Source organism: Oryzomonas sagensis (assembly GCF_008802355.1).
GTDB classification, from domain to species: Bacteria; Desulfobacterota; Desulfuromonadia; order Geobacterales; family Pseudopelobacteraceae; genus Oryzomonas; species Oryzomonas sagensis.
The window spans coordinates 1,620,700-1,632,570 of the sequence record NZ_VZRA01000001.1; the positions used below are offsets into that span (position 1 = coordinate 1,620,700).

General features: G+C 61.0%; 16 protein-coding genes and 1 pseudogene. 4 read left to right on the forward strand and 13 right to left on the reverse strand.

What is annotated here, in order from left to right:
* Positions 1–51: 51 nt before the first annotated feature.
* The 11 genes from F6V30_RS07500 to F6V30_RS07550 all read right to left on the reverse strand — a co-directional run bounded on the left by F6V30_RS07500 (position 52) and on the right by F6V30_RS07550 (position 7,106).
* Positions 52–1,221 carry a metallophosphoesterase gene (locus tag F6V30_RS07500; RefSeq protein WP_151156287.1) on the reverse strand — a complete coding sequence of 390 codons (1,170 nt, stop codon included), beginning with the start codon at positions 1,219–1,221 and terminating at the stop codon, positions 52–54.
* A complete protein-coding gene (locus F6V30_RS07505; protein WP_151156288.1) occupies positions 1,206–1,856 on the reverse strand; it encodes a ribonuclease HII in 651 nt (216 codons plus the stop codon). The genes F6V30_RS07500 and F6V30_RS07505 overlap by 16 nt, the downstream gene beginning before the upstream one ends.
* Before the next feature lie 59 nt (positions 1,857–1,915).
* On the reverse strand, positions 1,916–2,272 hold the full coding sequence (gene rplS / locus F6V30_RS07510) for a 50S ribosomal protein L19 (RefSeq protein WP_149306569.1): 357 nt from the start codon (positions 2,270–2,272) through the stop codon (positions 1,916–1,918).
* Between the two features lie 15 nt (positions 2,273–2,287).
* A complete protein-coding gene (locus F6V30_RS07515) occupies positions 2,288–2,890 on the reverse strand; it encodes an RNA methyltransferase (protein WP_151156289.1) in 603 nt (200 codons plus the stop codon).
* Complete coding sequence (gene trmD / locus F6V30_RS07520; protein ID WP_151156290.1) at positions 2,880–3,626, reverse strand: tRNA (guanosine(37)-N1)-methyltransferase TrmD; 747 nt, start codon at positions 3,624–3,626, stop codon at positions 2,880–2,882. The genes F6V30_RS07515 and trmD overlap by 11 nt, the downstream gene beginning before the upstream one ends.
* Entirely contained in the window at positions 3,623–4,147 is a 525-nt protein-coding gene (gene rimM / locus F6V30_RS07525; RefSeq protein WP_151156291.1) for a ribosome maturation factor RimM, read from the reverse strand. Before rimM ends, trmD begins: the two co-directional genes overlap by 4 nt.
* A complete protein-coding gene (locus F6V30_RS07530; RefSeq protein WP_149211006.1) occupies positions 4,147–4,377 on the reverse strand; it encodes a KH domain-containing protein in 231 nt (76 codons plus the stop codon). The genes rimM and F6V30_RS07530 overlap by 1 nt, the downstream gene beginning before the upstream one ends.
* Positions 4,378–4,431: 54 nt before the next feature.
* Complete coding sequence (gene rpsP / locus F6V30_RS07535) at positions 4,432–4,698, reverse strand: 30S ribosomal protein S16 (RefSeq protein ID WP_151156292.1); 267 nt, start codon at positions 4,696–4,698, stop codon at positions 4,432–4,434.
* 60 nt (positions 4,699–4,758) lie between these two features.
* A complete protein-coding gene (ffh, locus tag F6V30_RS07540) occupies positions 4,759–6,120 on the reverse strand; it encodes a signal recognition particle protein (RefSeq protein ID WP_151156293.1) in 1,362 nt (453 codons plus the stop codon).
* Between the two features lie 88 nt (positions 6,121–6,208).
* Positions 6,209–6,787, reverse strand: a complete 579-nt coding sequence (yedF, locus tag F6V30_RS07545) for a sulfurtransferase-like selenium metabolism protein YedF (protein WP_151156294.1) — start codon at positions 6,785–6,787, stop codon at positions 6,209–6,211.
* A gap of 16 nt (positions 6,788–6,803) precedes the next feature.
* Positions 6,804–7,106 (reverse strand): putative Se/S carrier protein, encoded by a 303-nt coding sequence (locus F6V30_RS07550; protein WP_246163306.1) that lies wholly within the window; start codon positions 7,104–7,106, stop codon positions 6,804–6,806.
* A 75-nt stretch (positions 7,107–7,181) separates the two neighbouring features.
* Here F6V30_RS07550 and F6V30_RS07555 point away from each other — a divergent pair, with 75 nt between their 5' ends.
* Both F6V30_RS07555 and F6V30_RS07560 read left to right on the forward strand, forming a co-directional pair.
* Positions 7,182–7,439: a hypothetical protein gene (locus tag F6V30_RS07555; protein WP_151127912.1), complete on the forward strand. Its 258-nt coding sequence runs from the start codon at positions 7,182–7,184 to the stop codon at positions 7,437–7,439.
* Positions 7,432–7,917: a DciA family protein gene (locus F6V30_RS07560; protein ID WP_151156295.1), complete on the forward strand. Its 486-nt coding sequence runs from the start codon at positions 7,432–7,434 to the stop codon at positions 7,915–7,917. Before F6V30_RS07555 ends, F6V30_RS07560 begins: the two co-directional genes overlap by 8 nt.
* A 105-nt stretch (positions 7,918–8,022) precedes the next feature.
* Here F6V30_RS07560 and ettA read toward each other — a convergent pair whose 3' ends face one another.
* Positions 8,023–9,702 carry an energy-dependent translational throttle protein EttA gene (gene ettA / locus F6V30_RS07565; protein ID WP_151156296.1) on the reverse strand — a complete coding sequence of 560 codons (1,680 nt, stop codon included), beginning with the start codon at positions 9,700–9,702 and terminating at the stop codon, positions 8,023–8,025.
* Positions 9,703–9,885: 183 nt separating this feature from the next.
* Between ettA and F6V30_RS07570 the strand changes: the two genes are divergently transcribed.
* Together F6V30_RS07570 and F6V30_RS07575 are read left to right on the forward strand one after the other, a co-directional pair.
* Positions 9,886–10,377 carry a ferritin-like domain-containing protein gene (locus F6V30_RS07570; protein ID WP_151156297.1) on the forward strand — a complete coding sequence of 164 codons (492 nt, stop codon included), beginning with the start codon at positions 9,886–9,888 and terminating at the stop codon, positions 10,375–10,377.
* Between the two features lie 203 nt (positions 10,378–10,580).
* Positions 10,581–11,000 carry a hypothetical protein gene (locus F6V30_RS07575; protein WP_151156298.1) on the forward strand — a complete coding sequence of 140 codons (420 nt, stop codon included), beginning with the start codon at positions 10,581–10,583 and terminating at the stop codon, positions 10,998–11,000.
* 179 nt (positions 11,001–11,179) lie between these two features.
* Here F6V30_RS07575 and F6V30_RS17280 read toward each other — a convergent pair.
* Positions 11,180–11,871: pseudogene (locus F6V30_RS17280) on the reverse strand (hypothetical protein); the annotation flags it as partial.

Below are 11,871 nucleotides of genomic sequence, written 5' to 3' on the forward strand. Positions count from 1 at the left end.
GGCAATGGGCGGTATAGTGCCGCAAGCGGCCAATCCCCTTGGCTCGACGCGTTAAGGAAATTGGCCGCCTCGGGGAATGATGTCTATGACGGTTACCTCGGGAGGGGCCAGCAGGCGCAACGGTGGCCCCCAGGTGCCGCTGCCGCGGGAGACGTGGATGAGCGAATTTCTGGCGGTAGCGGTCGTTCCGCAGGGGATTGGGTACTGGATGCGCACCAGCAGGTTAAAGGGGAATATCTGCCCCTTGTGGACATGGCCGGACAACTGCAAATCGAAAAGGCCGTCGCTGGCGGCCGGAACATCGGGCCGATGCTTGAGCAGCAGGCAAAAGCGGTCTCCGGGGACGGACTTGAGAAGCGCCTGTTCCGAAGGGGAAGGGGCGGGAACCCCCATGCGCCGGCCGGCCGGGTCGTCGACGCCGCCGATGGTGATGCCGTTGGGAAGGGGGACCGCCTGGTTGCGGAGCACGGTAAAACCGGCCGCGCGGGTGAAGGCCAGCGCCTGGTTCAGGCCGGCGTAGAACTCGTGGTTACCGGTCACGGCGTATTTTCCGCCCGGGGTCTCGATGGACGCCAGCATAGTGGCCAGCCTGTTCTGATGCGACATGACCTCCTCCCGGGAGAGCCTGCCATCCACCAGATCGCCGGTGGACACCAGGATGTCGGGCCGAGCGTCCCGGACGGCGCTCAGGATGCCGTTCAGGCGGGATTCACGGAACAGGAGCCCGATGTGGACATCGGATATCTGCACAATCCTGACCCGGCCGGCCGATGGTGGCAGCTTGGCGGTGGTCACCGTCACATGGTCGGTCCTGATGCGCCGGGCGTCGTAGAAGGCATAGGTGCTGGCAAGGGACGCGAATACCAGCGCGGCCGTGCAGGTGGCGGTTGCGGTCAGGAACCCCGGCGTGGCGGTCCCCCAGAGGCGGTTCGACAGCCAGGCGAGCAGCCTGAGTGCGTCGCATGCCAGCAGGGTCGCGACAAAGATGAAGAGCGCCCCCATCCAGGTGTAGCCGGGCCATGCCAGGAAAAGGGCGCTCCGTTCCAGGCCGGCGCCTTCGGCCAGGCGCACCAGCAGGGGGGCGACGGTCATCAGGATCATCCATGCCGCCAGTGCCAGGGTGAGGGGATGGCTTGGCAGGAATGCGCCGCGCAGCCTGAGAAAGGCATAGGCGTGCATGCCGCCGTAGAGGCTCAGGAAGGTGATCAGGAAGAGGGACATGGGACGTGTTCCTTGACGCCGCCGAAGCTCAGGCGGTGGACCGGTGAAGGGCCGAGTTGGCGGATTGCCGCAAGATGGGCGGCGCTGCCGTACCCCTTATGGCCGGCAAAGCCGTAGCCGGGGTACATGACATCCAGTTTCCGCATCAGGCGGTCGCGGGTGACCTTGGCGATGATCGAGGCTGCGGCGATGGAGAGACTGAGGGAGTCCCCCTTTTTGACGGTTTTCTGGGGGAGGGCGGAGTCGATCCGGGTGATTCCGTCGATCAGGATGAAATCGGGCCGGGGGGAGAGGGCGGAGACCGCTTCCAACATGGCATGGCGGGTGGCTTGGAGGATATTGATCCGGTCGATCAGCTCCGGGCTGCCCATGCCGACGCCGATGGCGAGGGCCTGGGCCTGGATGACATCGAAAAGGCGTTCGCGGGTTTTCGGAGAAAGTTTCTTCGAGTCATCGACCCCGGGGATGCGCAGCCCTTCGGGAAGCATGACCGCCGCCGCAACCACGGGACCGGCCAGGGGGCCGCGCCCCGCCTCGTCAACCCCGGCAATCATGGCAAACCCCCGACTGCGGGCGTGCTGCTCCAGGGCCAGGGTGTCCAGAGGGGGGACGGGAAACAGTTCGGTTTGTCGCATGGTTGGTCCCTGGAACCGAAAAAGCCCCGCTGAGCGGGGCTTTTTCGGTTCGTTTCTTCTCAGGCTCCGGCGATGTATTTCTTCTCGCGGATGCGGGCCGCCTTGCCGCGCAGATTGCGCAGGTAGTACAGCTTGGCGCGGCGGACGTGGCCACGGGTCACGATCTCGATGGCCTCGATGCTGGGGGAGTGCAGCGGGAACACCCTCTCCACGCCGATGCCGTTGGAAATCTTGCGGACCGTGAAGGACTCGCGGATGCCGCCGTTCTGGCGGGCGATCACCACGCCCTGATAGGCCTGGAGACGACGTTTGTCGCCTTCGACGATCGCAACCTGTACCTTGACCGTATCCCCGACCTTGAAGGGGGGGATGTTTTTCTTCATTTGTTCGAATTCCAGAGTATCGATGGTGTTCATGAGTGCCTTCCTCCTCTATGTATCTGCTTCCTGGTAAAGTGCCTCTTGTTGTGTTCCCCTCAGGCGGTCGAGCATGATGGCCGCCGCCGAACGGACCGAGAGGTGGTTATAGGATCCTGCACCCGCGATGGGTTCAAGAACATGATCTGCCGCAATAAAGCATTCATCCGTCAGCCCCCAGCCGGTACCCAGAAGAAGCAGGTACGGTTGGTCGGCCTCGGCCAGCATCTGTCGGAAGGCCGGAAAGGAAATGCTGTCCGGCCGCCGTGCCGCCCCGGTGATGATCGTCTTGACCGGCTTGGCAAATCCGGCCTGGAGATCGTCGACGGCCGTTTTCAGGTCCGTGCAGATCCGGACGATACCGAGCGCCTCGCGGCGGTCCGGGTTGTAGTCCGCTCCCCACCCTTCCTGCCAGTGGCCGGTGATCCGTTCCGCCAGGCTCCGCTGTTCGGCGGACGGGGTCACGATATAAAAGCGCTCCAGTCCAAAGGTACGCGATGAACGGGCGATATCGTGCAGATCCAGGTTGGTCAGGGCGGTGGTCACCACCTCGCGCCGCTTGTTGTAAGCCGGGTAGTGCAGCAGCGCGATCGCCATGTTGGCCCTGTCAGCAGCCACAGGCGCCGTCTTCCCGTTCAATCTCGGCCAGCAATGCGCGATCTTCCTTGTTCAGGGCGATGTCCTCCAGCAGGTCCGGCCGGAGTGAGCGCGTTTTGCGCAGCGATTCGCGCCGCCGCCATTTTCTGATCAGCTCGTGGTTGCCGGACAGGAGCACCTCCGGCACCTTGATGCCGGCGAATTCCGGCGGGCGTGTGTACTGGGGATACTCCAGAAGGCCGTCGCAGAACGAGTCGGTTTCGGCCGATTCGTCGCTGCCGAGCACGCCGGGCACAAGCCGCGTCACGGTATCCACGATGGCCATGGCGGCGATTTCGCCCCCGGAAAGGACATAATCGCCCAAGGAGATATCATCATCCACGTACAACTGGCGGATGCGCTCGTCGATCCCTTCATAGCGACCGCAGACGATGATCAAACCGTCGCTTCCGGCCAGTTCCGCAGCCACCCGGTGGGTGAGGCGTCTCCCCTGGGGGGAGGTCATAACCACCGTCGAGGCGGGCCGGCGGGCCTTGACCGCTTCGATGCAGGCGGCCAGAGGTTCCACCTTCATGACCATGCCGGCGCCGCCGCCATAGGGCGCGTCATCGGCGGTCTGGTGCCGGTCGGTGGCCCAATCGCGGATGTTGTGCAACGCAATCTCAATGAGCTGTTTGTCTTTCCCTCTCCTGATGATGCTCTCGTCGAACGGACCGGCGAACATCCCGGGGAAGAGGGTCAATATATCGAAAATCATAAATCCAGAAGCCCGTCCATTGGGGTGATGACCATGGTGCCGCCTGCCAGATCAACGGAGCTGATCACGGAGGCTACCGCCGGGATCAGGTACTCCTGCTTCTCCTTGCGTACCACATAGACGTCGTTGCTTCCGGTTTCGAAGATGTCGGCCAGCGTACCGAGTTCGATCCCGTCGACCGTCACGACCCGAAGGCCGAGCAAGTCGCACCAGTAATACTCGTCATCTTCCGGTTCCGGCAACTGACTGCGCCGGAGACACAACTCGCTCCCCACCAGAGGCAGCACCTGGTCGATACTGTCGAAATCCCTCAGGCTGAGGATGAAACCGGCGCTGTGCGGCTTTACACCCTTGACGCCGAATTGCCGCAGCGTCGTGCCGTCAGGGCTTCTCAGGGTGATGTTCCGCGCAGCGCCCAGGCTCTCAAGGTTGCCCGAATAGGAGTAGACCTTGAGATGTCCCTTGATCCCATGGGTCCCGCTGATCTTGCCCACGGTAATCAGTTCGTCCGGATCGCCCATTATTCTACGATTTTGAGGATAGCCTTCTTGTTGTCCTTGGTGGACACGGCATTGAGGATCGTGCGGATCGCCTTGGCAGTGCGGCCTTCCTTGCCGATGATACGCCCCATGTCCTCTTTGGCGACGGTCAGTTTGATGACCAAGGTATCCTCTTCCGTTTCCTCGGCCGCCTTGACCTGAGTCGGATCGTCAACCAATGCCTTTGCGATGGTTTCAACAAGTGCTTTCATGTCGGTATCCTCTGCTCATGTAGAATCGCCGGCGGACCGGGGTGGATACACTCGCTATGCCGTCGGAGCTGCCGCCTTGCCCAGAACGCCGGCATTCTTGAGAAGCTGGCGGACGGTTTCGGTCGGTTGTGCGCCCTTTTCAAGCCAGGCCTGGGCCTTTTCCACGTTCAGCTTGATGGCTGCCGGATTTTTGGTGGGATCGTAGGTCCCCACGTTTTCAATGAAGCTCCCGTCCCTGCGGCTGCGCTCGTCGGCTACAACTACCTGGTAGAAAGGTCTTTTCTTTGCGCCTGCGCGTGCAAGCCTGATCTTGACTGCCATTGTGATTCCTCCTGATTCTTTCTTCTGCGAAGTTAAGTAAAACCGTAATGCGATTGTTGTCTAGCCGAACGGAAGCATGCCCTTGCCAAGCCCCCCCATACCCTTGAGGAGCCCCTTGGGGCCGAGTTTCTGGAGCTGTTTGACCACCTTCTGCGCCTCGGTAAAGCGCTTGAGCAGTTGGTTGACCTCCTGCACGGTGGTGCCGCTCCCCTTGGCGATCCGCAGGCGCCTGCTGCCGTTGATGATACCGTGATTGGCCCGCTCGCCCGGCGTCATGGAGCGGATAATCGCCTCGATCCGCTTCATTTCGTTCTCGCTGGGCTGGGCCCCCTGCATCTGCTTCATCATCTTGCCCATGCCGGGGATCATCCCCATGAGCGATTCCAGCGAACCCATCTTCTTGATCTGCTGGAGCTGGGCCAGGAAATCTTCCAGGTCGAACTGGTTCTTCTTCAGTTTCTGCTGGAGCCGGGCAGTCTCTTTTTCGTCAAAGACCGACTGGGCTTTCTCCACCAGCGTGAGGACATCGCCCATGCCCAGGATGCGCGACACGAGGCGATCGGCGTGGAACACCTCCAGGGCGTCGAGTTTTTCACCCAGGCCGACGAACTTGACCGGTTTGCCGGTAACCGCCTTGACGGAAAGGGCGGCGCCACCTTTGGCGTCGCCGTCCAGCTTGGTCAGGACCACGCCGGTGATGTCCAACCGCTCGTTGAAGCCGCCGGCAACGTTGACGGCCTCCTGGCCGGTCATGGCGTCCGCGACGAAGAGGATCTCCAGGGGCAGAACAGCTGCCTTGATCTCGGCCAGTTCGTTCATCAGAAAATCGTCGATCTGGTGCCGTCCGGCAGTATCGAGGATAACCGTGTCGAAACCGTTCAATTCGGCGAAGCGCATGGCGGCCGAACAGATGTCGACCGGCTTCTGGTCGGCCGAGGAGTTGAAGACCTCAAGGCCGAGCTGTCTGCCGACGGTGGCAAGCTGTTCGATGGCGGCCGGGCGGTAGACGTCGGCCGGGACCAGCAACGGCCGGCGTTTCAGATTCTTCAGGTGCCGGCCCAGTTTGCCGCAGGTGGTAGTCTTGCCCGCACCCTGAAGGCCGACCATCATGATCGCCACCGGCGGCTTGGCCGCCAGGTTGAGGCCATTGTCCTCGTTGCCGCCCATGACGGCCACCAGTTCGTCGTGGACGATCTTGATGACCTGTTGGCCCGGCGTCAGGCTCTGCACGACTTCGGTGCCGACCGCCTTGACGCGTACGCTCTCGACAAAGTCCTTGACGACCTTGAAGTTGACATCAGCCTCGAGGAGCGCCAGGCGGACCTCCCGCAGCGCCTCCTTGATATTGTCCTCGGTCATTACCCCCTGGCCGCGGAGCTTTTTGAAGACCGATTCAAGTTTTTCCGAAAGGCTGTCAAACATCGTCGTTGCATCGTCTCATGGTACGGAATATTCCAAAAGGGGTTTACTATAAAGTAGCCTTTAGAGAACTGTCAAGAACTATTTGTTTTTAAAGCCGTATTGCCTGTCCCGCCGAAAGCAGGCTTTCCGCGATGGTAAGCATGTTTGTGGTGCCGCCGGCCCTCAGCTTGTCCTTGCGTTTGAAGAAGTCCAGGCAGAGGCCGCAGGAGAGAATTTCCACCCCCATGCCCCCCAGCTTTTCCAGCGCCTCCAGCACATCCGAACCTTCCGTGGTCAGGAGCACCCCGGTGTTGAGGAAGAGCATGCGCGCCGGGAGTTCGCCCGTTTCCAGCAAGGTGTGGATGAAGTTCTTCATCAGCAGGCGCCCCAATTCCTCCGGGCCGTCCCCCAGGCGGTCGGATGTGATCAAGAGCACCCGTTCGCCGGTGACGGCAGTGGTCGCCGCTTTCTGCGCCGGTTCGCCGCTGGAGACGATGGTCAGGGCCCAGCCGGCGCCGTCCCGCTCTTCACTCACTTGACAGCCGCGATTGCGGGCAAAGCGGGTCACGTTCTCCCGCGGTGCGCCGTCGTCCAGCAGGACCCGCAGCTCCGTATGCTCCTCCAACGCCTTCTTCACCGTAATCACCGGGGCCGGGCAGGCCAGGTTCCTGCAGTCGATGGTAGTCATTTCTTTCCGTACCTCTCTATAAAATAGTCGGGGGCTCGTTTGCCTCGTTAACCCAAAAGGTAACGAACTCTCCCCCCATGTATTGGCTGACAAAGGCCGGCAGCAGGCTCTCCCGCTCCAGTATCCGCATGATTTCCTCCCGCGCCTCCTCGCTGAAGCGCAAGGCCAGCCCGCAGTCGGTCTGGAGCTGACGGGGGGCGGGTATGAGCAGCACCGGCAGCCCGAGGGCCTTGAGCACGCCTTCGGCCTTCATGACCCGGTGGCCGGAATTGAATACCGCCAGTAACTGTCCCTCCTGCACCATAAGGCGTTTCTCCATCTCCCCATCCTGTTAGAACATAAGCGGATTGACAAACTGTAGACGAATTTCTACTATGCTTGAAAGGAGTTGTTCATGCAAGAGTCTTTGACAGTTGTGCTGGTGGTTTGTGTGGCGTTCCTTTCCAGTATTCCCTGCGGGTATTTGCGCCAGAATTACAAAAAATATTCATTCATGTGGTTTTTGCTCATCCACGTTTCGATTCCCATTATTGCCCTGCTGCGTATCTCGGCCGGCCTCAGTTGGCGCGTCATCCCCCTGACCCTGGGCGGGGCGGTGGCCGGCCAGATTACGGGTGGTATCATCAACCGGCGGAGAAAGCAAAATGGCTAGACGGACGCGGATGCGCTTCCCCCAACTCCTGCCGGACTTGCTCAAAAAACAGATAGCGGGGCTCGGATTGGCCGAACGGCTGCGGGAGGTGGAGATCTGGCGTCTCTGGCCCGAGGTGGTCGGCCCGACGGTGGCCTCGCGGGCGCAACCGCTGCGGATCATCAACGGCACCCTGACCGTTGCCGTGTCGAGCGCCGCCTGGATGCAGGAGTTGCGGTTCCTCACCGCCATGATGAAGCAGAAGCTCAACGATCGACTTGGGGCGGAACTGATCAAGGAAATCGTCCTCCGGCCCGGTACGTTTAAAAAGAATAGCGAACCTGTCGATGATGACGAGCCGGCGCCCCTGAACGTTCTGAGCGAACAACAAAAGGCGTTCATTGCCGAACAGGCGGCCGGTATTGTCGACCCTGAAACCCGTGAGGCCTTTGTGGACCTGATGACGACCTCGTTCGAACGGGGGCGCTCGCGTTCCTGACGGCAAGCACGTGGAATCCGGAAAACCAGGCAGCCCCGGTTTTCGTGAGTTTCTCACCGTGGTCCGGGGCTGTCTGGTTTTTGATCGAAACCGTGGTGTCGAGGGTCAGGCCCTGGTCAACTGACGGTATTTGATGCGGTGCGGCTGCTCCGCCGCCGCGCCCAGCCGCTTCCTGCGGTCCTCTTCGTATTCCGAATAGTTGCCGTCGAAGAACACCACGCTGGAATCTCCCTCGAAGGCCAGGATGTGGGTGGCGATACGGTCCAGGAACCAGCGGTCATGGCTGATGACCACGGCGCAGCCGGCGAAGTTCTCCAGCGCCTCCTCCAGGGCGCGCATGGTGTTCACGTCCAGGTCGTTGGTCGGTTCGTCCAGAAGGATCACATTGGCCCCGCTCTTGAGCATCTTGGCCAGGTGCACCCGGTTGCGCTCACCGCCGGAGAGCATGCCCACCTTCTTCTGCTGGTCCGCACCGGAAAAGTTGAAGCGCGACACGTAGGCCCGTGAGTTGACCGCCACCTTGCCGAGCTGGACGGTATCCTGCCCCTCGGAGATCTCCTCCCAGATGTTTTTGTCCGGGTTCAGGGCGCCGCGGCTCTGGTCCACGTAGGCCAACTGCACGGTGTCGCCGATGCGGAACGAGCCGCTGTCGGGCTGCTCCTGACCGGTGATCATGCGGAACAGGGTCGTCTTGCCGGCGCCGTTGGGGCCGATGATCCCCACGATGCCGCCCCGGGGGAGCCGGAAGTTCATCGCTTCGAACAGCAAACGGTCGCCGAACCCCTTGGCCACGTTGTCCGCCTCGATGACGATGTCCCCCAGGCGCTGCCCTGGCGGGATGTAGATCTCCAGGTCTTTGGCCTGTTTTTCGCTTTCCTGGGCCACCAACTGCTCATAGGCGCTGATGCGGGCCTGGGACTTGGCGTGGCGTCCCTTGGGGGACATCCTGATCCACTCCAGTTCCCGTTGCAGGGTCTTCTGGCGATCGCTCTCCTGTTTTTCCTCCTGGGCCAGGCGGTTCTGCTTCTGCTCCAGCCAGGATGAGTAGTTGCCCTTCCAGGGGATGCCCTCGCCCCGGTCCAGCTCCAGAATCCACCCGGCCACATTGTCCAGAAAATAGCGGTCATGGGTCACGGCGATGACGGTGCCGGCATAGTTGTGCAGGTGATGCTCCAGCCAGGCTACGGTTTCGGCGTCCAGGTGGTTGGTCGGCTCGTCCAGGAGCAGGATGTCCGGTTTCTTCAGGAGCAACCGGCAGAGCGCCACGCGGCGTTTCTCGCCGCCGGAGAGCACCTGGACCGGCGTGTCTCCCGGCGGGCAGCGCAGGGCATCCATGGCCATCTCCAGGCGGCTGTCCAGGTCCCAGGCGTCCAGGTGGTCCAGTTTCTCCTGCAGGGTGGCCTGGCGTTCGCACAACTTTTCGAAGTCGGCGTCCGGCTCGGAGAACTTGTCGGTGATGGCGTTGAACTCGGCCAAAAGGTCTACCGTTTCCTGGACCCCCTCCTCCACCACCTGGCGCACGGTCTTGGCCTCGTCCAGGTGCGGTTCCTGCTCCAGGTAGCCCACGGTGTAGCCGGGGGAGAGCACCGCCTGGCCGTTGAAATCCTTGTCCACGCCGGCCATGATCCTGAGCAGGGAACTCTTGCCCGAACCGTTCAGGCCCAGCACGCCGATTTTGGCACCGTAGAAGTAGGAGAGGGATATGTCCTTGATGACCGGCTTTTTGTCGTAAAACTTGCTGACCCGCATCATCGAGTAAATGATTTTAGTAACTTCCTGTGCCACGCGCAGTCTCCTTTGGGAACCGAAATGTCACATCCTTTTACACGCCGCTTGTGACGACTGTCAACCGCTTTGGATTTTTCCGCCGGCAATCGCTTGACAAATGAGAGGCAATAGGTAGTGTTTATGTCTATCCGGCGGCAGGTGCCGGCAGTATCAGAATCCAGGGAGAGGAGAGCGGATATCATGAGTATTAACGTTCAGGAGGCCGTCAAACGTTCAATTCAGACCGAAAAGAACGCCATGAATTTTTACCAGGTGGGTGCCAAACAGATGAGGGACACGGCGGCCCGCCGGACATTCGAAGTTCTGGCACGGGAAGAACGGGAGCATGCCGGGCAATTTTACCGGATATATGATGGCAAGGATATCCCGTCCCTGGACCAGTTCCTTGATACTCCCCCCGACAATGAATCGAGCTGGATGGCGTCGATCTCCCGGCTCATCGACGAGGATTTTACCGAGCAAAAGGCTCTGGAGTTGGCCATGGAGCGGGAGCAAAACCTGGAGCAGACCCTTTTGGAAACAGCGGCAAAGGTCAACGACTCCGGGGTGCGGGCGGTGTACGAACTGAATGCCAAGGAAACCCACAATCACTACCTGATGATCGAGTCCGAATATGCGCGTGTCATGGGTATGGTGCATGAAACCGATATGGACACGTATGTGAGAGAATAGCCGCCTGATTTTTTGCAAGCTGCGGCAAAGCCCATTCATCCGGCGGTTGAATGGGCTTTGTTGCAACTGGCGCTGTACATCGCTCCGGCGGCATATTATTATGCGGATCGCATCCAGGCGCGGGTCAGGTGGCGTATCGGGCTAAAGGTTTCGATGGCCGATGCCGATCAGGAGAAGTAGCAGGCAGGGACGGGAGGGCTACCATGGCGAGCCGGGCGGTCGGGCGAAAAGAACCTCAGGATATTGAAATAACCGTGATCGGCAATGGCCTCTGCCTGTTGATCGCAGCGGCGGGATTGCTGGCCGGTTCCATGACGGCCAACCTCAGCCTGGCGTACTGGCGCGAGGATATTGTGGCACTGGGGATCACTATGGTCATGGGGATTCGCCTGGTGCGCAGCCTGACGGACGCCATGGCACAGTATCAGGAAGCGCCGCTGCCGGTACGTCAGCCCCGGCGGGCGGAGACGCAGGAACGGGTCAATGTCCAACCCGAGGGGGTGGCGGCGGGGCAGATACCGGCCGTGTCGAGTTTTACCCCCGACAAGGTGGTGGAAGAGGTGGTCAAGCGCATCGAGACCCAGAAGGCCGAGGCGGCCAAGAAGAATAAATTCACGAACTAGCGCCCCGTGCGGTTGGTTCATGCTCGTATTTCCGGCGCTCCCGGAAAATTCTTGACGGAAGATCTTTTTCCCGCGGTCATGGCCATAACCGGATAACGCAAGCCGCTGCTAGGGATACAAAGAAAGCCGACCGGCAATTCCGGTCGGCTTTCTTTGTTTGCGCTCCGCAAGGGGAATATCTATTGCGCGACGGCTTTGGCCTTTTGCTGCCGGACAAGGTAATTGGCGGTGTAGATGTAATCATCAACCCCGTCGTACGTTCCGTCGCCGTTCATGTCGTGCTCTGCCGGCGTCTTGGCGGCATCCTTGAGGAAGGCGGCGAATTCCTTCTCCGTCGCTGCCGCCTTCTTGATGGCCGGGGCGATGGTCAGGGGGTATTCGGTCACCTTGGTTTCGTTCAGGACCATCAGGCTTGCGCTCAGTGCCCCTTTCGCGGGAAGGGCTTCAATGAACCAGGTGGATGACGCGTCGTCTTTTTTCAGGGAGACCATTTTTGCGCCGGTCAGGGCGAAGTTGGGCGAACTTCCCGTCTCCGCGGAAAGGTCGGCGACGATGGTCACGGTGGTCGTGCCGTCGCTCAAAGCGACAAAAGGCTCCTGGCGGAAGGAGGGGGAAATCTGTTGTTTGAACAGTGCGATCAGGATGGCCGGAGTTTTGTCACCCCGATAGGCCCGGAAGCGTTCAAGGACAGCCGTGTTGGAAGCGACGTTGATCGCTTCCGTTTTCGTTGTCGCCGCCGGGGCCCTGGTCGCGGCCGGCGCTTCCCCGGCAGCGGAGGCCTCGCCTGCGGGAGCTGCCTCACCCGGTTTGGCGGCCGTCTCCGGAGGGGTGGGTTGGGCGGGCGTTTCACCGGTCGCGGTCGTGTTTGTCT